Source organism: Streptomyces sp. NPDC017993 (assembly GCF_044328065.1).
Classification (GTDB): domain Bacteria; phylum Actinomycetota; class Actinomycetes; order Streptomycetales; family Streptomycetaceae; genus Streptomyces.
Map to the genome: position 1 here is coordinate 107,295 of NZ_JBIRGO010000022.1, position 21,698 is coordinate 128,992.

Sequence of the window (21,698 nt, forward strand, 5' to 3'; positions counted from 1 at the left end):
ACGACTGGCGACGCGGCCAGTGTGAAGCTGCCGGGCTCGACAACTGCGAGTGAGAAGTTTTCGCAGCGTGTCCCTCTCGGACTCGATCGCCGTGAAGGCAGCATGTGCCGGCTCGAGGCTGTCGCGTGCGCGAGCTGCTCCCAGCACTCGCCCGCGGCCCGACAGCGCGGCTGCCTTCACGGGCCGCGGTACGTACGGCCCTGCGTTGCGCCCAGCACCAGACACATGCCGCAGGCGAGAGCCGGCCTCACAACGGCACGGGCTCCGCATCCGTCATCAGGCGAGCATGGAGTTCCACATCGAAGCGGGCACCGTCGTATTCGAGCTTCTGTCGTTGCAGTCCTTCCACCGCGAAACCGGCAGCGCGGGCCACTCCACATGACCTACAACTGGTCCACCGCATCTGACAGTCTCTCGGTGGGACGAGGCAGGGCCAGCGGCCCGTGTGGATCTCGTCGCGCAGGGGCCGCTCACTGGGGCGGCGACGTGCGAGGTGCACGGACGATGCGCTCGACCGCAGGAATCAGTAGCCCCTGAGGAGTCATCTCGTAATCGCTCACCGTGAACCACTCGGTCTGCCGCGCGGATGCCGCAGTCCCGATCCGTGCTCGCCGCGCCGTGCCATCGTGTCCAGGCGGACACGATGGACACACCAGCGACGTCGTCGCGCGGTCCACGCGCACCGACATCCCCAGCACTGGCTCTACTTTCTCATCCCACGCCGGGGGCCCACTGCGCGTTCAGGTGCACGCGCAGTGGGCCCGGCTGGGTTTCCGGATAATGTCGACGACGGATCCGACCGGTTCCCCGCCGGGACGGGTGCAGGCGAATCGAGCCCGCTCTCCCCGGGCTTCCAATTATGTCGCGGCCGCCGACTTCACAGAACGAATAGTTGTGGTGGCTTCGACGGAACCCATCCACTGCGATCGCTTCAAGCGGCAGCATCAAGGGTTCTTCTGAATTCGGGAGTAGGGGCAGCCTCCCCCGGTCCGGCCGCCTGAACCACCTCCGCTGGGGCCAGGCAGCAGCGGATCTATGCCGGCTCGCACTCCACCGTCGTATCGGTGCAAGTGGTGGCCAGTTCACGAAGCGTGGTGCGTTCATCCGCGCCGATGGTCAGGTTCCAGCGGAGCTTGGTGCTCACCCAGTGCCTTCAGAACGGGAATGAATCCCGGTGGGTGAACGAGATCAGAAGGCCGAATATGACGAGTAGTACGACCCCTACAAGGGTGCCCATTTCGGGCCCTTTCCGCGTTATGGCCGCCTTGGCGAGCATGACAATTGACGCTACCCAGCCAGCGAAGTACATGTACCACGCCTTGTGTTCACCTTCTTGCGTTTCGGCGAGGAAGAAGCCGAGGAACGCAAGGAAGATGAAGATGGCGGGGGATGCTCCGATGTTGTCTGCGACTGTCTCGCCCCGCGATTTTTTCGGGGCCTCTTGCGTTCTTTCTTCCACGCTGTTCTCCTGCTCGTCTGCTCCCCGTCCGGCTTCTACCAGGGGGCCATGTGGTCGATGTCGAGTCCGGACGGCCCCTGGACGACGGTGTCGTCGTAGTAGCTCAGCCAAGTACCGACGCTGAGCCTGCAGCCGACACCGACGGTGGACTGCGTCAGAGCTTCGGCGAGGAGGACCTCGGCACGGGTGTTGCAGCCGTCGCTGTCCTCGTCGATCCAGTGCCGGAACTTGGTGCGCTCGTAGCCGTCGCGGACTTCGGCGGCTGGGGGGCCGAGATCCCTACGTCAGGCCGTTAGGCCTTGACTGCGTACGGCGTCGCACCCGACGGGTCCGCCAGTGCCCGTAGGAGGGGCCTCCCTGCCTGGCGGGCCCCTCCGTAAGAAGGACCGCCCCCTCGACCCGGCCGGGCGAGCTTGCTCGTTTCAGCCAGGTGCTCAGCACGGCGTCCAAATCCGGAAGTTCAGAGATTCTGGACGAAGAACGTCTCACCGACCGCGCACTTCACCGAAAGCGTGGCGGCCGGGGTGGGCGGGAAAATTATGTGCGTTGCTCCTACCAGTTTTCCCTGCTGGTAGAAAGGAGCAGCCAAGGAGACGTAGGACCATTCGGCCTTGTCGTCGGACGAAGATGCGGTGGCGAAGTAAGCCCACGCGAGATTGTGGTAATCGCCGGCGTAGGCCCAGCCGCCGGTGCACTTTCCCTCCGTGTCGGCCGCCTGGGCAGGTGCCGCCGTGCCCAGCAGGATGCCAGTCCCCACCGCCGCGGTGGTGAGCAGGGCTCTGATGCGAGTGCGCTTCCTCATAGGTGCTCCTTTTCAATGTGCGTTGCCGATGCTGTCGGTCACCCGATCCCGTGTGACCCGTCCGGGCCCTGGGCCGGGAGGCCGCTGTGATTCACGCAGCAAGGAAGAGCGGCACGAAATAACACCGGCCGCTGCCCGCTCGGACTAGAGATCATCCACGGACACTGCTCAGACGTGATTGACCGAGTCCCGGGAGTAAATTTCGGCGCCCTTCGCACATTTCATGTAGACCCATGCTGAAGGAGTGGGAAGGATGAGTACGTCGCCCCAGGTGTTGAATTCTCCGGAATCATGGAACGGAACAGCCAGAGAATTTTCGAACCACTCGGCGTGGTCATTGCTTCCGCCACGAATCGAATACTCGATCTTGTAGTGCCAGAGGGCGTTGTGGAAGACGCTCACGAGCTGGTAGTCGCCAGTGCACGTACCCATATGTTCGTATCCCGGCGCAGCCACCGCCGAGGCGGCGGTTCCGAGTGTTACGCAAAAGGTGACCGCGGTGACGAATGCGGCAACGGCACGTTTCTTGAGAGACATGGAAACCTTCTGTTCTTGAAGCGTCCGCAGAGCACCTCACGTGCAATGTCAGCCGCTTTACGGAATGTTCGCCGATGCCGTCCCGCTGGAGCTGAGTACTTACTGCTCAACCTCCGGGAAAATGCGGGTCCTTGGGAGGATCCGGGGCTGGAATACCTCCCGAACCCGGCCGATATCCGCATTCCGCCGGGCAGGGCCCCGCTCCGGCGGACGGGAGTCCGCCTGGCGGAGCGGTCGCGCGGTCGTCCTGCGGCACATTGGGCGTCAGGGCGCTGCACCACCCGCGTTCGGCACCTCTACCGGCGAGGTCCGGACTCTTGCATGTTCTCTGCCATGCACCATAAGTTACCGAGCGGTAGCTCCGTGATCGGAGCGTCTGCTCGCCGACGTCAGGAAGGCACAGCGGCATGTCCGATGATTCTTTCGCACCCCGTGTGGCTGTCTGCCCCTCGGCTTGCCGGGGCGGTGGGCTCATGAGTCCGCGCAGGAGCGACAGCCGCGATCAGATGGTTCTCGGCAGGGCGGCCCTGTTGCGCGAGTACGGCGCCGGCGCGACCCGTATCGACCGGGTGCTCGCGCACAGCGGCGCGCCCTGCGGTTCGGTCTACCACCAGTTTCCCGGCGGACGCGCGCAGTTGATCGGCGAGGCAGTGGCGCCGGCTGATGACTTCGTCGCCGGTCTGATCGAGACCGCCGCAGCCGCCGACACTCCGGAGGCGATTGAGGCCTTCTTCCCGCTGCATCGAGTCGGTGGCCGTGGAGACCAACGACGACGCACCGCAGTTGGCCCGCTCGGCGGCCGCGGTCTTCGCTCGCCGGAGGGAGGCGTTCGCCGCTTTGCTCCTCCGGCACGGCTTGCCGGAGGAGCGGGGGAAGATCTGTCCGCCATCATCATCGCCTCGGTCGAAGGCGCGGTGATCATGTGCCGGGCGGAGCAGAGCATCGCTCCGCTGGAGGCCGTCGCGACCGAAATCCATGACCAGCTGGGCCACGCCCTGCCTGACCGGCCCACGCCGGTCACGCGTCACGGCCGTGACCGGCTGCCTATCTACCATCCACCCAGCTTGAGGAGCCGCAATGCCCACGCTTGAGCGCCAGGACGACGTCTTCATCCTCGACCTCGGGGACACCGAGAACCGGTTCCACCCCGACTGGCTCACTTCCGCCCTCGCCGCGCTGGACGAGGTGGAGAAAGCCGAAGGCCCGCGTGCCCTGGTGACCGCCGCCGTCGGCAAGTTCTTCTCCAACGGTCTGGACTTGGACTGGCTGTTCGCCCATGCCGACCAGCACCAGGACTACGTCGTCTCCGTCCACGAACTCCTGGCACGGATGCTGTCGCTGCCGGTGGTCACCGTGGCCGCACTGCAGGGACACACCTTCGCGGCCGGCGCGATGTTCTCGCTGGCTCACGACTTCCGGGTGATGCGTGCCGACCGTGGCTTCTGGTGCCTGCCCGAGGCCGACATCAACATCCCCTTCACCCCCGGCATGTCCGCGCTGATCCAGGCCAGGCTGACCCCGCAGACCGCACACGAGGCCATGATCACCGCCCGCCGCTACGGGGGCCACGACGCCCTAACCGCCGCCGTCGTCGACCGCGCGGTGGACGAGGACGCGGTGCGCCGGACCGCAGTGGAGATTGCCCGGTCCCAGACAGGCAAGGCCGGCTCGACCCTCGGCACCATCAAGGCCCGCATGTACGCGACCGCCCTGAACTCCCTGCGAGACAAAAACAACCCCCTTGGCTGAGGCCCCTACCCGGCCGCCCGGATCGGTGGGCGCAGGCCTGCGGCAACGCGGTCACGGGGCCACCCCCATGCGTCCCGGCGCACAAGGGCGCCGTCTTCCATGCCGGCCGCCGCCGCACCGCCCCAGCTGAAGGCGAGGTGCTCGACAACCAAGGGGAGCTGGTCGCTCACGTCTCCACCACCCCTGGCCTCCACGCTGCGGACCGACGGCCGGCTCCCGGCCACGGTCGATCCGGCGGGTAGGGCTGCAACAGCGTGGGAGCTGAGCTCCACGGGCTCGCGCTCCTGGTGGTGACGGCCGCCGAAGTAGGCGCGTTCGGCCCTAAGACGTCGTGGCGCTTGGTGAGTCGGCGGTAGCAGACGAGGGTTGCGGCTACGCCGACGAAGGCGAGGACGTGCTCGGGCTTGCGTTCGTAGCGTCGGTGGAGCGTCGGCAGCCGGCCAACCAGGACACCGATCTCTCGACCACCCAGCCCTCCCTGCGCAGGCCGATCACGCGGGAGCGACGCGCGGGCTCGACCGGGCGACGGACGGTCCACGTCTGAGTACGGCTACTCAGGCGTGGCCGAGCCGCATACCGCACCATGGCCGGGCGGCGAAGGCGGACCATCCTCCACGCCGTCCCCGGATCCGGCGCGGCCGCCGCCCGCCACATCGAAAGGTTGCTTGTGGAACGTGCTCTGCAGCTGCGTGCTGCTACTCCGGAGGATGTCGACTGGATCCATGAGGTGCGGCACCGGGTGTACGCGCGGGAACTCGGCCAGCATGCCCCGGTTCCGGAAGGACGGCTGCGCGACGGGCTGGACGGGGAGAACGTCTACCTCGTCGTGACGCGCGGCGAGGACCGGATCGGCTGTGTCAGCATCACCCCGCCTTGGGTGGGCCGGTACGGGCTGGAGAAGTACCTGACCCGCGAAGAGTTGCCGCTGCTGGCCGAGGAGGGCCTATTCGAGGTTCGTCTTCTCACCGTCGAGCCGCACCGGCGGAACACCATGGCGGCGCCGCTGCTGATGTACGCGGCACTGCGCTGGATCGCCTCCCGGGGTGGCCGCCGGGTGGTGGCCATGGGCCGCACCCAGCTCCTCGCCATGTATACGGCCGCCGGCCTTCAGCCGACCGGTCATAGCGTGCGGTGCGGCGCGGTGACCTTCGAGGTGCTGACCGGCACTGTGAAAGACCTGACGAGGGCTGCTCTGGACCGTTACGGCCCCACAGTGCGGCGCATGGGGAGCGATGTGGGCTGGCATCTGGACGCGGCGTTCGCTCCGCGGCCGGATGGTTGCGAGCACGGCGGTGCCTCCTTCACCGCCATCGGCGCGGACTTCCGTGATCTGGGCCGGCGCCACAAGATCGTGGCGGCAGATGTCTTGGATGCCTGGTTCCCGCCGGCCCCCGGTGTCCGGGCCCTGCTCGCGGAAGACCTGGCGTGGATATCGCGGACCTCCCCTCCCACCGGTGCCGAAGGACTGCTGGCCGAGATCTCTACGGCCCGGTCGCTACCGGCAGAGACGCTCGTGGTGGGCGCAGGCTCGTCCGATCTCATCTTCCGGGCCTTCGGCCGGTGGCTGACCCCCCGGAGCAGAGTGCTGCTCATCGACCCGGGCTACGGCGAGTACGCGCATGTCGCCGAGGACGTAATCGGGTGCCGGGTGGACCGCTTCCGGTTGCGCCGGGAAGACGGCTGGCGCATCGATCCGGACCGGCTCGCCGCGTGTACCCGTGCCGGCACCTACGACCTGGTGGTAGTGGTCAACCCGAACAACCCCACCGGACGGCACCTGCCGGCGGCGGAACTGCGCCGGGTGATCGCGGCAACCCCGGGCAGCACTCGGTGGTGGATCGACGAGGCATACCTGGGCTACGTCGACATGGCGGAGTCACTGGCCGAGGTGGCTACTGCGGACCCACGGGTGGTGGTCTGCAGTTCGCTGTCAAAGATGTACGCACTGTCCGGGGTGCGGGCCGCCTTCCTGGTGGCCGAACCGGACACTGCGGCTCACCTGCGCCGCTGGACACCTCCCTGGGCCGTCAGCCTGCCGGCGCAGATGGCTGCGGTGGCGGCGCTGCGCGACCCCGCCTACTACGCCGGCTGCTGGGACCGCACGCACACCTTGCGCCGCCGGCTGGCCGCCGACCTGGCCGGTGCGGACGGTACGGCCGTGATCGACGACTCCGTGGCCAACCACCTCACCGTGACCCTGCCCCGCTACGGGCCGAGCGCCGCCCAGCTGGTCCACGAATGCCGCCGGCGCGACGTCTACCTGCGGGACCTGTCGCCGCTGTCGCCCGGTTATGAAGGGCGCTGCGTACGGATCGCCGTCAGGGACACCGATGAGAACGCGCGCATCGTGGTCGCGTACGCAGACGCACTCGATGCGCTGCGACCTCCGGGTCGCACGCCCTGGACGGCACCGTGGCGCGGGTCGGACGCCGGGGGCGGCCGGTGACAACCGTGGACCGCCTGGCGCCCTTCCTGGGTGGGGGGCTCGTGCTCGGCGGCATCGCGGTGGTCGCGTCCCGAAAGCGCGAGCTGTGGATCCGGTGGTGCGCCTGGGCGGTTGGCGTGCCCTTGGTCACCGGTGCGTTCTGGCTGGGCCGTCCGGGCGTCGCAGCCCTTGCCGCGGCAGCGGGCGTGGTCGCGACGGTGGAATTCTGCTCGCTGCTGCGGCTTGGCCCGCCGGACCGGGCCGCGCTGACCGCGGCGGTGGTCTGCGTGGTCCTGGCTGCCTGGCTGATGCCGGGGCAGCTGCCCCGGGTGGTCGGCGCCGGGGCACTCGCGGTCGCCGCAGTGCCCCTGCTGGCCGGCGACACCGAACAGGGATTGCGCCGGGTCGGCGCCGGGCTGTTGGGGCTCGGCTGGCTCGGGTTGCTGGCCGCGCTGGTGCCGCTCGGGGCCGACGCGCTCGCTCTCTTCGTGGCGGTTTCGGTCGCGGACATCGTGGCGTACTTCGCGGGCCGGCGGCTGGGAGGACCACGGCTGTCACCGCTCTCCCCGGCCAAGCGGTGGAGCGGAACCCTGGCGGGGGCCGCGACCGGTGTGGGCGTGCTCGCCCTACTGTCCTCGTGGAGCCTGCCGATGGCGACCGCGGTGGCGGTCGGCGGTCCGGCCGGCGACCTCTTCGAATCGATGGTCAAACGGGGCACGCAGGCCAAGGACGCCGGCCGCTGGCTGCCCGGCTCAGGAGGCCTGTTGGACCGGATCGACTCCCTCCTGATCGCGTTGGCCGTCCTTTTGGTGCTGCGCTGAATGTCCACAGCGGCGGCAGGGGTGCCGTCGGTCGGCGGAAGGGGACGGAATCGGGTGAGGCATGACGGTCACCGCAAATCCCGGTGACGCAGCACGGATGCGACGTCGCCGACCCCGTCACACGCCGTCTGGGCTCTCGAACTCCGCCCTGAGCAGGGCTCGGAGCGAAGAGGCGTTCCGGTATCCGACCAACCGGGCGATGTCGGTCATCGTCAGATCGGTGGTCCGGCGCAGGTGACCGGCCCGCTCGGCGCGCAACCTGCGCACCAAGCCGTACGGGGTCATGTTGAGGCGCTCCCGCACCCGCCGCTCCAGAGTCCGGCGGGTGGTGCCGAGGGCGAGCGCGGCGTCCACCACTGCGATGTCGTGCTGGAGATGGGACCGTACCCAGCTCTCGAAGTCATTGACCAACTGGTCGTTCTCGGCGAGGTGCCCGGTGACCGAGGTGACGCTGCCCGCGGGACGCTCGTCGATGAGCAAGGCAGTCGCCGTGACGTGGGCGAGCTGCGGACTGACCCTCGCCACCAGGCTCATGGCCAGATCGATATGGGCGAAGGCCGCACCGGCGGTGGCGACAGTGCCGTCCCGGACCACCATGCGGGACACGTCCAGCCCGACCCGGGGATAGCGCCGGCGGAAGAGATCCCACAGCCACCAGCTCGTCGTGGCCTGCCGGTCGTCGAGCAGCCCGGCCTCGGCAAGAACAAAAGTGCCCGTGCACGCCGCGGCGAGTTCACGACCGTCGGCGGACCAATCGAGCAGGGCCGTGCGGAGCGCCCGTACTTCGGGGCGCATCAGAGCATCCACCATGGTGGCGGGGCTCTCCGCGGCCAGCGCGGGTACCAGCAGCAGGTCCAGGTCGGCCGTGGCCACACAGTCGTCCAGGGTGCGGGCGGCCGGTACGAGCAGACCCCCTGCGGTCGGCACCGGGTCGCACCCGGCAGCCACCGTCACCGCGGTGATGGCGGGGATCTCCCGGTCGACCTGCCTGCGGGCGGCGTTCGCCGTCCGCAGGACATCCAGGACGGTGGTCAGCCCCGAGTCCCAGCAGCCAGGGAGCGCCACCACTCCGATATGCATGTCGCAGGAGCTCCGTCCGATGTCGCAATCGCTGCCGTTGCCCTTCCTACGGTAAACCCATGTCCTCGACAAGAAACCCCGCTCCCACCGCAGCCGCCCCCACCGAGAAGGTGCTCGTCGGCCGGGAAGGCGCGGTGCTCACGATCACCCTCAACCGGCCGGAGAAGGCCAACGCGATAGACGCCGACATGATCGAGGGTCTGTCTCACGCCTACGCCCTGCTGTCCGACGACCCCACTTTGCGGGTGGCAGTCGTCCGCAGCAATGGCCCTCATTTCACCGGCGGACTCGACCTGGCCTCCCTCGCCCCACGGCTGGCGACCGGCGGCGAGGGACTCATCCCGGACACCGGCCGCGACCCCTGGGGCATGTACGGGGAGCCGGCCACCAAACCCGTCGTGGTCGCCGTCCACGGGCGCTGTTTCACGGCAGGTCTGGAACTCGTGCTCAACGCCGATCTGTGTGTCGCCGCGGCTGACACCCTCTTCGGCCAGCAGGAGGTCACCCGCGGCATCGTCGCCCTGGGCGGTGCCACGGTCAGGCTGCCGCACCGTGCCGGCTGGGGCAACGCGATGCGCTACCTGCTCACCGGCGACCAGTTCGACGCTCAAGAAGCGTGGCGCATGGGCGTCGTCCAGGAAGTCGTCCGCCCCGGTGAGCAGTTCGACCGTGCGACGGCACTCGCCCACCGCATCGCGCAACAGGCACCGCTCGCCGTCCAGGCCACTCTCGCCGATGCCCGCGCGGCCCTTCGCGGACCGATCGCCGCGTCCGCCGCCAGCCTGCGCGGTGAGGTGGGCCCCCGACTCTTCGCGACTGCCGACGCCGCCGAAGGGATCAACGCCCTGATCGAGCGCCGTACTCCGGTCTACACCGGCGCCTGAACCCAACCTCACCGTCACCGAAGGAACCCGTCATGCACGCCGTCATCGGCAGCCTGCCGCGCCACTACGAGCGGCTGAACCTCACACCTGACGTCGTCCAGCCATGGGAGGACGGGCTACGCACGGACCCCGCTCAGGGAACATTCGAGTGGTGGTACTGCGACGCCCATCTCGACGACGGCTCCACCCTGACCGTCGAATTCCACACCAAGCCGCCTTTCGTCTCCCCCCGGGCACCGCTCACTCCGTTCGTCCTGCTGACGCTGACCCGCCCGGACGGGTCCCGGACCGATAAGCAATACACCGGGGAACCTGCGGACTTCACCGCTTCACGGGAAAAATGCGACGTGGTGATCGGCCCCCACGCCTTCCGCTCCGGCCCCGACGGCTACACCCTTCATGTCGAGATCGAGGACTCCGTCGTTGATCTCACCCTCAGTGCGCAGGTGCCGCCCTGGCGGCCGGAGACCGGGCACGCCTTCTTCGGCCCTGACGAGGAGCACTACATCGCGTGGCTGCCCGTCGTCGCCCACGGCAAGGTCGACGCGAGAGTGACCTTTAACGGCGAAACCCAACAGCTCACCGGCACCGGCTACCACGACCACAACTGGGGAAACATCGCTCCTCGCAAGGTGCTCGATCACTGGTACTGGGGCCGCGCCCGGCTGGGCGAGTACACGGTCGTCACGTTGATGTTCGCCAGCCATGAACGCTACGACAAGGCGGTTCTTCCCGCCGTGCTGGTGGCCAAGTCAGGCCGGATCATCGCCTCCGCGGTCGGCGCGGACGCCGTTGACTGCACCGAGGGGGAGGTCGTCGTCCACGACGACAGCAAGGTCCCGGTGGCCGATCGCCTCGAGTACCGGTGCGCCGGCGAGGATTTCACCTACACGATCACCTTCCAGCGCGACCAGGACGCCTTCCTGCTGAACTTCGGATCGGCTGGTGCCTACCACCGGTTTCTCGGTGAGGTGACTCTTCAGCGTGCGGCGACCGACGGGAGCGAAAGAGTAGAGACGGTGAAGGGACGCACGCTCTGGGAATTGCTCCACTTCGACAGCAACACGACCCGCAGTGCAGAGGCCGGCTCGGGTGCCGACCCGCACGACACCGGTCGGGTCCGTATCCCGGTCATAGGCCACCATGCCTGACGCCCCGACCACCGACGGACGACATCAAGTCCTCGCAGCGCAACTGGTCCATGTCACTGGCGGTTGGCCAGTTGGTCGGGTGTGTCGGTCCGGTCAACGGTCAGTGAGGCGATGCGGCATCGGATCGAGCCGGTGATGTCGGCCGATCCGGTCAAGGGACGGCGGTGGCCGACCACCGCCGTCCCCTTGAAGCCATCGCGTGGACCTACCGCACCTGCTCGCCCGCGGACCTGCCAGGTGCACGCGGATCGTTCCAGACCGGCCTTGAGGAACATCGGTACAGCCGTTAGCGCTAAGCCGTTGATCATGGTCGGCCCTCGCTCCCCGCGGGTGGCCGAGGTGAGCCCCAAGCCAGGCACGGAAGGCCCTACCGCATCTCGGTGTTCGGGTGGGGCTGGGACTGGAGCCGGTCGCGCAGGTCGATCTCCTCGGCGGTGAGCGGGTCCGCGGCCTGCGGATGCGGACGGGCTTGGGCCGTAGCGGCAGGCCGTCGTCCACCGCGGCGGCTTCGGCTTCCGCGAGGGCCCGGTACAGCGAGGCGACCGAGGGGGACTTGCCCGCGTTCTTGCCGGCCTTGATGGTGAGCTTCTTGGCGATCTCGGGGACGGCGACGCCCTTGTCCTTGAGTGCGACGGCGAAGGTGAGCATGTCGTCGTCGATGACCTTGAGCCATCCGCCGTGGTTGCCCTTGGACGCGGCGATGACCTGGCCTTCGAGGGTCTTTTCCCGGATGTGGTTGCGCTCGATCTGCCCTGCGACCGCGAGGACGGCGAAGAACATGGCGCCCATGCCGTTGGGGTCGTAGATCCCGGTGAGCGGTCCGGTGAGGAGTTCGAGCTGGATGCCGCCGGCCTGGAGCTCGGCGGACAGCGTCATCAGCTCGGCCCCGTTCCTGGCCAGACGCTTCAGCTCGTGCACGGTGAAGATTACCGGCGTCTCGGGGGCGGCCTCCTTGAACTGGTGGGCCAGCGCGAGCGCCTTCTCCAGCTCGGGCCGGACCTTGACGCGGGTGCTGATCTGTTCCTTGAAGACCTTGTGGCACTCCGCGAGGTGGAGGGCTTCGAGCTGGCTCGCCAGCTCCTGGCGGGCGGTCGAGGTGCGGGCGTACCCGATCCTCACCGGCCGCTCGGTGCGGGGCGCGGGCACCTTGGTGAGAGCCGGGCCCTGCTTCCATGCGCGGCCGGGGTGGCGGTCGGCGGGGACGGGGATCTCCAGTTCCTCGCGGAGTGCAGGGACGAGGACGAAGCGGGGGGTGTGGTACTTCGCGGCGGTCTTCCCACCCCGGGTGCGGCAGGCGCTGCCGGCGGGCGCGTCACAGTTCGGGCAGTCGTGACGTTCTACTGCAAGTGCTGCCTGATCGGGCGTGAGATCCATGCGGGCGGTCTCTCAGAAGTGTCTCGCACAACGCGCGGGTTTCGAGAGGACTTTTGCGAACGGCGACCTGCGGAAACGTGATCGTTTCCGGGCCTCGAACACCCGCACACAGCAGATCACCTGTGGTAGCGCCCAAGATCAAGTGCTTAGCGCTAACGGCTGTACCGCTGTTCCCCAAGGCCGCAGACCGCCCACCAACGAAAGGGCCGCTCAAATTGATCATGGTCCCGGCTGTAGTTAGCTGCCCGGAAGAGCGTTGGCGCGGTGCTCGACCCGGGGCGTGCTCGACCGAAAATGCCCGCCACCCGACGTGATCGTCCGGTATCTCTACGCTACTCATCGCGCTCACCCTGGGGGCATGGCATCAGCCGCCCGTTCCGCAACGACCTGTTCCCCCTGCGGAACGTCTGCGCCCACGCAGTCCCAAGGCGGGCCCTCGTGCAGAGTCGATCGCCATCGGTAGCGCGTGTAATGCTGGTCAGAGATGTGGACGTCCATAGCTCCCCAACCCGTAGGTCCTGATCATGGCCAACAGCTCCATAGACGGTCGATGGCCGCTGGTCAGCCGTGTCGATGAGGTCCAGTCGTTCCGCGAGCACCTGGCGTCAGCCGATCTCGGGAACTGCACCATCCGCGGCTCGGCAGGCGTCGGTAAGACGCGACTGGCCGAAGAATGCCTGGCCGAGGCCGCCGCCCAGGGCTACGCATGCTCCCGCGTCATCGCGACGGCCGCCACCCGGACCATTCCGCTGGGCGCGATCACCCACCTATTGTCCGCCGCAATCGTCAGCGACCCCGGCGGCCTGTTCCACCCCGCTGTACAACATCTCAGAGCCCAGCAGAAGAAGGCGCACGCCTCCTTGTGGCTGGTCGACGATCTCCATCTCCTCGACGCCACGTCGGCCGTTCTGATCGGGCAGCTCGTCGACGCACGCGAGATATACCTGCTGGCCACCATCCGCTCGGGCGAGCCTCTGTCGGAGGCCGTGGGAAGTCTGGACCGGGGCGACCGGACGCACCGCATCGACATCGAACCATGGACCGCGGAGGAAGTGGAGACGGTGCTGCAGACCGTTCTGGGCGGCCCCGTCGAACGAGGGACCGCACTGTTGCTTCACCAGGCCAGTCAGGGCAACGCGCTCTTCCTGCGGGAGCTGGTCAGCGGATCCCTGCACAGTGGAGTCCTCGTGGGGGACGGTGGCGTCTGGCGTTGCACGGGCCCCGTGAGCGGAACGCGGCGCCTGACGGAAATGCTCCAGAGCCGCATCGAATCGGTGAGCCCGCAAGGCAGAACAACGTTGGAAGCGCTGGCGGTCTGCGGCTCGGTGGGCGCCGCTGAACCGCCGCCCGCCGTCCTGGACGAACTGGAGCGCGCCGGTCTCGCCCGGGTCGAGACCGACGGCCGACGGGCCACTCTGACCTTGACCCATCCGCTGTACGGGGAACTTCTCCAAAAGCAGGTCTCCTCCGTATTCCGTAAACAGCTGCTCACGGACCGCGTCGCACGGCTGGAGAGGACCGGTCGCCGACGGCGTGGGGATCCACTGCTGGCCGCGCAGTGGTCGCTGGACGCCACGGGCACCGCGGACCCCGACTTCCTGACACGTGCCCTGGCCATGGCCCGCGGCGCCGAGGACTACGAGTCAGTGGTGCGCATCGCCCAGGCACTGTGCCGACTGCAGCCCGGTTCCGAACCACGGCTCGTCCTGGGTGACGCGCTCTTCAAACTCGGCCGGTTCGACGATGCCGAACAGGCGTTGGCAGATGCCGCGTCGGTCGCGCAGGGCGACGAGGAAATACTCCACGCGACGATTCTGCGCACGCACACCCTGGCGTGGGGCGCGCTACGCCTCGACGAGGCACTCACCTCGAACAAGGCCGCCCGACTGAGACTGACCAGCACGGAGGCCGAAGAGGAACTGCGCGTCGACGAGGCCAGCGTGCGCGCCTTTCTGGGCGACTACGGCAGAACCCTCCGGATCCTGAACGACCTGGAGCACATGCACAACGCCCGGGCGCGCGTCATGGGTGCGATCCCCGTCGTCTATGCCCTCTCCGAGGCTGGGCGCAACCAAGAGGCCTTGCGGCTGGCGAACGAGGCGTACCAAGAGCACCTTGCGGCGAAGAGCATCATCGCGGTGGCGGACCCGCGCATGCAGCTCGTTTCGCAGCTGCATGCGCTGGCACAGGCCGGACGGCTCGCCGAGGCCAGGACGCTGGGCGAGGAAACCTACGCCCTCGCGTCCGCCGACCATTCACTGTTCTGCCAGGTCTGGATCGCGGTGGGGCTGGGCAAGGTCGAGCACTTCGCAGGACGGCTGCCGCGCGCCTTCGAGTGGTTCACGACCGCTGCGGCGCTGGCCTCCGACGCCCGTTTCAAGGGCGCTCAGTGGCTGTCGGTGTCGGGACTTGCGCAGGTCACGGCCGCACTGGGAAACCGCGCCAAGGTCGCGGCACTCTGGAAGCAGGTCTGCGATCTGGGACCTGCCGGGTACACCCGACCCGATGTCGCCACGCTTCCTGCGTGGGAGATGGCTCTCAACGGCAGGCTGAGTGAGGCCTGCGCAGGATTCATGGAGCAAGCGGAGCGCGCCCGAGCGCTCGGCAGTCTCGCCCAGGAGAGCGAGCTGCTGATGGACGTGGCGCGGCTGGGTGGCGCTCGCCGTGTGCGACGACGCCTCGAGGAGCTGGCAAGGGTCTGCGACAGTCCCGTGCCGACGGCACGCGCCGCCTGCGCCGCCGCCCTCGACCAGCAGGAGCCCGCGCCCCTGCTGGCAGTGGCGGAGAGGTGGGATGCGATGGGCTTCGCCCTGTTTGCCGCCGAGAGTTACCACGCCGCCGCGGCAGCACAACGCCGCATCGGACATACCCGGGCGGCGGTCTCCGCCGGCCGCAAGGCGTCCGCGCTGTACGCGCAGTGCGGGGGCGCCCATGTCTTCGGTATCGGCTTGGCCGACATGCCCGCTCTGCTGACCATGCGCGAGCGTGAGATGGCGGGATTCATCGGACGGGGCATGTCGAACCAGGAGATCGCTGATTCCTTGAGCATCTCGGTCCGCACCGTGGGCAATCACCTGTATCGCATCTACCAGAAAGTCGGCGCGAAGAACCGCCGTGAACTGGCGCGCATCGTCAATGACGGACTCCTGCCGCAGGAAGATCAGCCTTGAGCTGTGTACGACGCCTCAGTGGGCAGAGCCGCCTCATTCGATGCGCTGCCCCGCGCCACCCGCTCCTCACGGACGAGTTGGCAGCGCCGCCCAGCGGATGTGCAGCCCTTGACCGCTCACCCCATGGCCACTGGAGGCGGCGATCGTCGAAATGACGATGTTGCCCCGGCCGTGCTCGTCAGGATCCAGCCCTTCTTCGGCCTCGACGCCGGCACTCCCCCCGTCCGACACCTCCAGCCGGATGTGCTGCCGGCACGGCGGCAGAATCACCGAGACGGTGATCGGCGGGAGGGCGTGGGTCAGCGAATTGGACACCAGCTCGGAGGCGACCAGCGAGCAGTCCTGAAGACACCGCTCGGAGAGATTCCACCGCTGGCAGCAGGAACCGATCAGATCTCGGACGAAGGGCGCGGAACGGAGGTCGTGCGGGAGGTCCCAGGACCGTACCGTGCCACCCGTACGCCCGTGGTGAGGCTCGTACAGCGCACACGACGCTGCGCCGCCGCAGGGCGCGCCTTCCCCGTCGGACAGCGCCTGGGGACCTGGGACGACCGTCGTCACAGCGCCTTGCAGATCGGTGACGGGAGGACTACCGGGCGCAGCACTACCTTCCATGGAGAATCCCTCCGATACAGCTTCTGGGTATCCGGACGGCTTTGCCTGCGCCTACTGTGCAAGTCACAGGAAGGGATTGCTTGAGTCGCAATGACTCAAATCAACCGAAACGCTCTCCCGGGAGCCCTACGGCCCGTTCGCGGTCTGCACCGGTGGTCCACGCCACCTGCCCCGTCGAGCGCCTCGGCCACCCGCCCGCAGCCCGGCGGGCAGCTCCTCCACTGCGTCGACACACGGCCGGCCGACGACGGACTCGCGTCGTGCCCCTGTACGGATTACCGGTACCTTCGGTACTTCATCACCAGGAGAACCGCCGCTACCGTATTCAGCAGGAGCGGCGCAGGGAACGAACTCAACATGCTCATCGGTCGTCCTTCTCCCCCGGCCGTCGGACGAGCGATACCGGGAACGTCGCATGCGGTCTCCGCAGTCGGATGAGTAACCGGCATTTCCTTGACAGCGATTCGCGGACGCATCCGCCCGTCGGTGGCTCGGTCACCGGATGCACGACGGCACTTCCTGCCGTCCGCGTGGTGGCCATTCCGTCTCCACCCCCGTGGGTTTCCGCTCCTACTCACGAGGGCAGAGACGAATCGGCCCCGGACCGCACAAGGAAGATCGGCCCAGGTCCTGCGGCGGGCGCCTTCCCCAGTTCCCTGCCGCTGGTCTCCAGTGGATCACCGCCCTGGCGCCCTGGGGGAGTGATCGTTACTCAATCATCGGTTCGGGTTTCGGGGTGGGACGCGGGCGGAAAGGCGCCCGGACGGGCGAGAGGGTTCGCGCCACGGATCAAGCCGGCGTCGTGGGGTCCCCGGAACCGCTCCGGGAAGGTGGGCTCTCGAACGTGATCCCCTCGGTGACCCCTGACGTAGGCCCATCGCGCTCCGTCGAGTAATGCGCTGAGTGGCGGCGGGACGGGAGACGGTCGTCCGGCGCGCCGTCTCCCGCTCCGCGACCAGGTGTTGTGCTCATGCGTCCCCTCGGTCGGTCCACTGCTCGCCGTGCCGACAGGAATCGGTCTTCACGAGCACCCCTCCCCTGAACGCTACTGAGCCGTCCGCGGCCTTGCCCGAGCACGCATTACTCAGATCGCCGGCGTACTCAACATCCCGGTTGGGGAAATCGACCTTCGGGACAGCATGGTGTGGCTTTCCAACTAGGAAAGAGCTTCTCCTTACGGAAAGCAAGGCAGCTCACATGCCGGATCGACCGAGTCCGGAGCAGGCTGCTCTGGCTCTGCGCGGAACGCCGGTGTACCAGGGTGCGGCGTTGACGGCGCGTCAGGAGCCATTGAGAGTGAAGGTCGCGTTGACTCTGGTGGGGCTGGCGTTCGGCGCGTGGTACGACGTGTTCGACGATCCGGGGGCGACGCCCGTCCTGATGGTGGCCGCCGTCCTCTAAACCCACGGAATCGCCTCCAGGACCCCGCGCGGAGCCGCTCTGCTCGGCTATGCACCACCGGAGCCCACAACCGACCGCCGGCCTACGTCCTGGCAGTGCTCACCGCCGTCGCCGTGCTAATGGCCGTCGGCTACTTCAGCATCACCCCCCACACCGCCTAGTTGAACGACCACGTGCCCTACTGGCACACGATGGGCATGCTCCTGCTGATCATGGTGACCACCGCCCTGACCTCGCTCGACACCCGCTTCCGGAAGTGGCTGTTCAAGCTGACCTCGAAGCGGAGGATGCAGTGACCGCGAACCCCATCGACCCGCTCCTGGCCGATCCGACACGGCTGTCCATCCTGTCCTTGCTGAGCACAGCACGGTGGGCGGAGTTCGCCTTCGTCCGCGACACGGTCGGCCTGTCCGATTCGGCGTTGTCGAAGCAGGTCACCAAGCTGAGCGACTGCAATCACGTCGAGGTCCGTCGCGGATACGTAGGCAAGCGGGGCCGCACCTGGATCAACCTTGCACCGGCCGGCCGGGAAGCCCTGGAAAGCCACATCGCGGCCCTGCAAGAGATCATCACCCAGGCCCGAGCGACCGGCGAGGCACACACTCCCCGTCGGACAGTACCTAGAGGCCAATGGAGCTGAACTCGTCCAGCACCGCGAAGTGGACGCTGTCATACCGACTCATGGCGATGCCGCCCACGTTCCCCGGACCGTCCGGCGTGCGGTGTCCGCAGCGTCGATCGACGTGCCGTCCGCATCAAAGAGCGCGTACGCGGGCCGAGCTGCGCCAATTCACACGTGACGCCGTGATCACGCCACCAGGTCCCGAGCGGACGCTGTGGGACAACCCCTACTGTCGCTGCCTACGGCCCCAGTTCGGAAGAAAATCATGGTCGCTCGGGCATGCGCTTGGCATCATTTGGCCATGAAACGCTGGCTCGCACATGATCCGCGCTATTCCTGGCTCGGTGCCCCGATCGACGTCCGCCCCTTGTTCGCCGTAGAGCAAGCGGCGTTGATGGCCACGCTACGTGACCTGGAGCAGGCCGACTGGGGCAAGGAGGCGGTGCCGGGCTGGTCCGTCCGCGCTCTCGCCACGCACATCCTGGGTGACTTCTACGGGCGCCTTGCCCGCGACCGTGACGGCCACCAAGAAGGGCCCCGCTTCGCGCCGGGTGAGACGCTGGAGACGTTCATCCACCGCATCAACCAGGAGTGGATCGACGCCTTGGCGCGGGTAAGCCCCGCCGCTCTCACAGACACATTGGATCTGGTCGGCGGGCAGGTCACCCGGTTCTTCGAGACCACCGATCCCGGCGCTCCCTCGCTCGGGGTGTCGTGGGCCGGCATCGATCCCGCGCCGATGTGGCTGGACTGCGCACGCGACCTGACGGAGTTCTGGACCCACCGTCAGCAGATCCGTCACGCCGTCGGCCAGGGAACCGACCTGAACCCCCACCTTCTCTCGGTGGTCCTGGACATCTTCATGCGGGCTCTGCCGCACACCCTGCGGCACACGGCTGCGGCCGTCGGCACGCAGATCCAGGTGAGCGTCGACGGCCCGGCCGGTGGCACCTGGGCCGTCACCGCTACCGGGGACCGTTGGTCGCTGTCCGAGCCGCACGCCGGACAGACCGCTGCTCGCGTCGGGATGGACGCGGATTCTGCGTGGCGGCTGTGCACCCGCGGCATCACACCGGCCACCGCGCTCGCCCGTGCCCACGTCACCGGTGCCCGGCAACTGGCCGAAGCTACCTGCCAGATCGTGTCCATCATCTACTGATGCTGGACCTCGCCGTCCGGCACGTACCGGCAATGCCGCAGCAACTCATGCACGGATTCGAGGAGTTCGGCCGGCCTGTCACACGTCGAGGCTCTGCAGGCAGGTGATCAGGGTGCGTGCCTCGATGTTGAGGTAGTGGCTGTGCCGGATCAGTCCGATGAGTTCCGGGAGGGGCACCCAGCGGTAGTCGGGGCCGAGGTCGATGTTCGAAAGGTCCGGGTCGGCGTCGAGGACGAGATAGCGGTTGCGGGCGTGATAGAAGCGGCCGCCTTCCTCCGAGAGCACCGAGTCGAACAACACCTGCTCGGGCGCGGCCTCGATCACTTGGTCGAGGAGCGGTGGACGAGCGGCCGCGGGCAGGTGGGTGTAGTTCGCCGGCGTGCACTGGACGGTGGGGGCAAGTTCGAGTGCGTCGGTGCAGCCCGGTTCGGGGCGCGCGTGGACAAGCGCCCGCAGGACGCCGTCCACGCGTCGGGTCAGGAGGGCCGACACGCCGGTGCCGTGCGGCTCGATCATGGGCTGGGACCAGCTGCGGACCTCGCGGCCGCCAGCCTGGACGTCCACCGCGATGACGCTGAAGAAGCGGCCGGACTCGTGGGAGATCCGGTCTGCCGAGCGCTGCCAGTCCCGGGCCCTGTCCAAGGGCAGACGCTCGACGCGGGGGTCGCACCGGGTACGGGCCTCTGTGATCCAACTGAGCAGGTCCGTTCCGATGAGCGCGGAGTGGTGGCCTGCGCCACTCGTACCGGCTCCGTGGAACGGGAAGGGCAGGCAGGCGAGGACGCTGCGGGAGTCCATGTTGACCAGGTCGTCGACAGCGAGCAGTTGGTGCAGCTGTCCGAGGGTCAGCCAGCGAAATCCGTCCAGCACCTCGATGTCCTCGTGCACCTCGATGACGATGTTCCGGTTCCGCTTGCGGTAGAACCAGCAACCCTGCTCGGACTGCCGTACATCGGCCAGGATCCGGTATTGCCCGAGCCGCTGAAAGTACTCGACGTACGGAACGGCCGCGCCCTTGTGGACCCGTGTGTAGTTGCTGCGGGTGGCCTGTACGGTCGGCGAGAGCTGGAGACCGTTGCAGTTGCCGGGCTCCATTTTGGCCTGCATGAGGAAGTGCAGTATGCCGTTGAACTCCTTGGCGATGATGCCGAGGATGCCGACCTCCGGCTGATGGAGGATCGGCTGGGTCCAGGCATCGACGGCGCGGCCGGGCATCCGGATGTCCAAGCCTTCGATGCTGAAGAACCGGCCGCTGTCGTGGACGAGGTTTCCCGTTCCCGACTGGAAGTTCCAGCCCCGCAGGGACGCGAAGGGTATGCGCTCGATCCGTGACGTGTCTGCCCGGTTGCGTTCGTCGAACCAGCCGTGGAAGTCGGGCAGAGGGGCGGTGGAGCTGTCGGCCGCGAGCGCGGAGCGCGCGACGCGGTGGGCGAGGACGCGGTGGGCGAGGACGCTCACCAGGCCCACGCCTCGGGCCCAGGTCCGCCGTTGCCGAGCGGCGGGAACAGCTGGTCTATCTCGGCCAGCAGTTCGTCCGTCAGGTTCAGGTCCAACGCGCCCAGCGCGCTTTCCAGTTGACCGATGCTGCGCGGCCCGATGACCGGGGCGGTGACGCCGGGCCGGGACATGACCCAGGCCATGCCGACCTCGGCCGGATCGGCTCCGATTCCGGCGCACAGCTTCTCGTATCCGGCGACGGCGACGCGATGCGCTTCCAGCGCCTGCATCGCCCGTCCCTGAGCAGTCTTGACGGCCGTGCCCTCCTCCAGCTTGCGCAGCGCGCCGCTCAGCAGTCCCCCGTGCAGCGGCGACCAGGCGAGGACGGCCACGCCGTAGCGCTGTGCGGCCGGGATGAGCTCCAGTTCCACATAGCGGGTGACCATGTTGTAGACGGACTGCTCGGACACGATGCCGAGGAAGTTGCGGCGTGCCGCGGCCTCCTGCGCCTCGGCCAGGTGCCAGCCGGCGAAGTTGGAGGAGCCCACGTACCGCACCTTGCCCTGCTGGGTGAGGATCTCCATGGCCTGCCAGACCTCTTCCCAGGGGGCGTGGCGGTCCACGTGGTGCATCTGGAAGAGGTCGATCCAGTCGGTCCGAAGCCGGCGCAGCGAGGCTTCGCAGGACGCGATGATGTGGCGGGCGGACAGGCCGCCGTCGTTGGGCCGGTCGCTCATGGCGTTGTACACCTTGGTGGCAAGCACGACCTGGTCGCGGCGTCCGCCGCCCTGCGCGAACCACTCGCCGAGAAGCTCCTCGGTGAAGCCCTTGTAGATCTGCCAGCCGTACTGGTTGGCGGTGTCGAGGAAGTTGATCCCCCGGTCCAGACCGCGGTCCAAGATCTCGAAACTCTCTTCCTTGGTCGCCCGGACGCCCAGATTCAGGGTGCCCAGGCAGAGCCGGCTCACCTGGAGGGCGGTGCGACCGAGGTAGGTGTACTCCATCTGGCATT

The 21,698-nt window shown here is 67.9% G+C and carries 18 protein-coding genes and 5 pseudogenes; 12 read left to right on the forward strand and 11 right to left on the reverse strand.

Translation table 11 applies throughout. The features are described from left to right. Nucleotides 1-247: 247 nt before the first annotated feature. From ACH4FH_RS31980 to ACH4FH_RS32000, 5 genes and pseudogenes are all read right to left on the reverse strand, one after another. Nucleotides 248-382 (reverse strand): annotated as a pseudogene (locus tag ACH4FH_RS31980) (GNAT family N-acetyltransferase); the annotation flags it as partial. 771 nt (nucleotides 383-1,153) lie between these two features. Next, nucleotides 1,154-1,459 (reverse strand): hypothetical protein, encoded by a 306-nt coding sequence (locus tag ACH4FH_RS31985; protein ID WP_398559449.1) that lies wholly within the window; start codon nucleotides 1,457-1,459, stop codon nucleotides 1,154-1,156. A gap of 41 nt (nucleotides 1,460-1,500) precedes the next feature. Continuing rightward, nucleotides 1,501-1,728: pseudogene (locus ACH4FH_RS31990) on the reverse strand (HNH endonuclease); the annotation flags it as partial. A gap of 191 nt (nucleotides 1,729-1,919) precedes the next feature. Beyond that, complete coding sequence (locus tag ACH4FH_RS31995) at nucleotides 1,920-2,261, reverse strand: hypothetical protein (RefSeq protein ID WP_398559450.1); 342 nt, start codon at nucleotides 2,259-2,261, stop codon at nucleotides 1,920-1,922. Between the two features lie 168 nt (nucleotides 2,262-2,429). After that, a complete protein-coding gene (locus ACH4FH_RS32000) occupies nucleotides 2,430-2,798 on the reverse strand; it encodes a hypothetical protein (protein ID WP_398559451.1) in 369 nt (122 codons plus the stop codon). 756 nt (nucleotides 2,799-3,554) lie between these two features. Here ACH4FH_RS32000 and ACH4FH_RS32005 point away from each other — a divergent pair. From ACH4FH_RS32005 to ACH4FH_RS32015, 3 genes are read left to right on the forward strand one after another with little or no spacing between them, the layout of a single operon-like run. Then, a complete protein-coding gene (locus tag ACH4FH_RS32005; protein WP_398559473.1) occupies nucleotides 3,555-3,716 on the forward strand; it encodes a hypothetical protein in 162 nt (53 codons plus the stop codon). Further along, complete coding sequence (locus tag ACH4FH_RS32010; protein ID WP_398559474.1) at nucleotides 3,677-3,889, forward strand: hypothetical protein; 213 nt, start codon at nucleotides 3,677-3,679, stop codon at nucleotides 3,887-3,889. The genes ACH4FH_RS32005 and ACH4FH_RS32010 overlap by 40 nt, the downstream gene beginning before the upstream one ends. Then, nucleotides 3,876-4,547: an enoyl-CoA hydratase-related protein gene (locus ACH4FH_RS32015; protein WP_398559452.1), complete on the forward strand. Its 672-nt coding sequence runs from the start codon at nucleotides 3,876-3,878 to the stop codon at nucleotides 4,545-4,547. Before ACH4FH_RS32010 ends, ACH4FH_RS32015 begins: the two co-directional genes overlap by 14 nt. 340 nt (nucleotides 4,548-4,887) lie before the next feature. Here ACH4FH_RS32015 and ACH4FH_RS32020 read toward each other — a convergent pair. Continuing rightward, a pseudogene (locus ACH4FH_RS32020) lies at nucleotides 4,888-5,033 on the reverse strand (IS5/IS1182 family transposase); the annotation flags it as partial. 181 nt (nucleotides 5,034-5,214) lie between these two features. Here ACH4FH_RS32020 and ACH4FH_RS32025 point away from each other — a divergent pair. Both ACH4FH_RS32025 and ACH4FH_RS32030 read left to right on the forward strand, forming a co-directional pair. Continuing rightward, nucleotides 5,215-6,993, forward strand: a complete 1,779-nt coding sequence (locus tag ACH4FH_RS32025; RefSeq protein WP_398559453.1) for an aminotransferase class I/II-fold pyridoxal phosphate-dependent enzyme — start codon at nucleotides 5,215-5,217, stop codon at nucleotides 6,991-6,993. Then, nucleotides 6,990-7,793, forward strand: a complete 804-nt coding sequence (locus ACH4FH_RS32030; RefSeq protein WP_398559454.1) for a phosphatidate cytidylyltransferase — start codon at nucleotides 6,990-6,992, stop codon at nucleotides 7,791-7,793. Before ACH4FH_RS32025 ends, ACH4FH_RS32030 begins: the two co-directional genes overlap by 4 nt. 117 nt (nucleotides 7,794-7,910) lie before the next feature. On the opposite strand, the gene ACH4FH_RS32035 is transcribed toward ACH4FH_RS32030, so the two are convergent. Further along, nucleotides 7,911-8,873, reverse strand: coding sequence for a GlxA family transcriptional regulator (locus tag ACH4FH_RS32035; RefSeq protein WP_398559455.1), 963 nt, complete (start codon nucleotides 8,871-8,873; stop codon nucleotides 7,911-7,913). Nucleotides 8,874-8,932: 59 nt separating this feature from the next. On the opposite strand from ACH4FH_RS32035, the gene ACH4FH_RS32040 reads away from it, so the two are divergent. The 3 genes and pseudogenes from ACH4FH_RS32040 to ACH4FH_RS32050 form a co-directional block, all read left to right on the forward strand. Then, the gene (locus tag ACH4FH_RS32040) at nucleotides 8,933-9,757 is read left to right on the forward strand and encodes a crotonase/enoyl-CoA hydratase family protein (protein WP_398559456.1); all 825 of its coding nucleotides are present in this window, start codon (nucleotides 8,933-8,935) and stop codon (nucleotides 9,755-9,757) included. A gap of 32 nt (nucleotides 9,758-9,789) precedes the next feature. Continuing rightward, nucleotides 9,790-10,908 (forward strand): lipocalin-like domain-containing protein, encoded by a 1,119-nt coding sequence (locus tag ACH4FH_RS32045; RefSeq protein WP_398559457.1) that lies wholly within the window; start codon nucleotides 9,790-9,792, stop codon nucleotides 10,906-10,908. 81 nt (nucleotides 10,909-10,989) lie between these two features. Beyond that, nucleotides 10,990-11,168 (forward strand): annotated as a pseudogene (locus ACH4FH_RS32050) (IS5/IS1182 family transposase); the annotation flags it as partial. A gap of 481 nt (nucleotides 11,169-11,649) precedes the next feature. Here ACH4FH_RS32050 and ACH4FH_RS32055 read toward each other — a convergent pair. Beyond that, a pseudogene (locus ACH4FH_RS32055) lies at nucleotides 11,650-12,282 on the reverse strand (recombinase family protein); the annotation flags it as partial. A gap of 524 nt (nucleotides 12,283-12,806) precedes the next feature. On the opposite strand from ACH4FH_RS32055, the gene ACH4FH_RS32060 reads away from it, so the two are divergent. Then, nucleotides 12,807-15,452 (forward strand): LuxR C-terminal-related transcriptional regulator, encoded by a 2,646-nt coding sequence (locus ACH4FH_RS32060; RefSeq protein WP_398559458.1) that lies wholly within the window; start codon nucleotides 12,807-12,809, stop codon nucleotides 15,450-15,452. Nucleotides 15,453-15,518: 66 nt separating this feature from the next. On the opposite strand, the gene ACH4FH_RS32065 is transcribed toward ACH4FH_RS32060, so the two are convergent. Next, the gene (locus tag ACH4FH_RS32065; protein ID WP_398559459.1) at nucleotides 15,519-16,067 is read right to left on the reverse strand and encodes an ATP-binding protein; all 549 of its coding nucleotides are present in this window, start codon (nucleotides 16,065-16,067) and stop codon (nucleotides 15,519-15,521) included. A 1,562-nt stretch (nucleotides 16,068-17,629) separates the two neighbouring features. Here ACH4FH_RS32065 and ACH4FH_RS32070 point away from each other — a divergent pair. The 3 genes from ACH4FH_RS32070 (at nucleotide 17,630) to ACH4FH_RS32080 (ending at nucleotide 19,249) form a co-directional block, all read left to right on the forward strand. After that, a complete protein-coding gene (locus ACH4FH_RS32070; protein WP_398559460.1) occupies nucleotides 17,630-17,764 on the forward strand; it encodes a hypothetical protein in 135 nt (44 codons plus the stop codon). Next, complete coding sequence (locus ACH4FH_RS32075) at nucleotides 17,761-18,108, forward strand: winged helix-turn-helix domain-containing protein (RefSeq protein ID WP_398559461.1); 348 nt, start codon at nucleotides 17,761-17,763, stop codon at nucleotides 18,106-18,108. Before ACH4FH_RS32070 ends, ACH4FH_RS32075 begins: the two co-directional genes overlap by 4 nt. Before the next feature lie 283 nt (nucleotides 18,109-18,391). Then, nucleotides 18,392-19,249 carry a maleylpyruvate isomerase family mycothiol-dependent enzyme gene (locus ACH4FH_RS32080; RefSeq protein WP_398559462.1) on the forward strand — a complete coding sequence of 286 codons (858 nt, stop codon included), beginning with the start codon at nucleotides 18,392-18,394 and terminating at the stop codon, nucleotides 19,247-19,249. Between the two features lie 78 nt (nucleotides 19,250-19,327). On the opposite strand, the gene ACH4FH_RS32085 is transcribed toward ACH4FH_RS32080, so the two are convergent. Then, nucleotides 19,328-20,707: an NDP-hexose 2,3-dehydratase family protein gene (locus ACH4FH_RS32085; protein ID WP_398559463.1), complete on the reverse strand. Its 1,380-nt coding sequence runs from the start codon at nucleotides 20,705-20,707 to the stop codon at nucleotides 19,328-19,330. Beyond that, the gene (locus ACH4FH_RS32090) at nucleotides 20,704-21,690 is read right to left on the reverse strand and encodes an aldo/keto reductase (protein WP_398559464.1); all 987 of its coding nucleotides are present in this window, start codon (nucleotides 21,688-21,690) and stop codon (nucleotides 20,704-20,706) included. Before ACH4FH_RS32090 ends, ACH4FH_RS32085 begins: the two co-directional genes overlap by 4 nt. Between the last annotated feature and the right edge of the window lie 8 nt (nucleotides 21,691-21,698).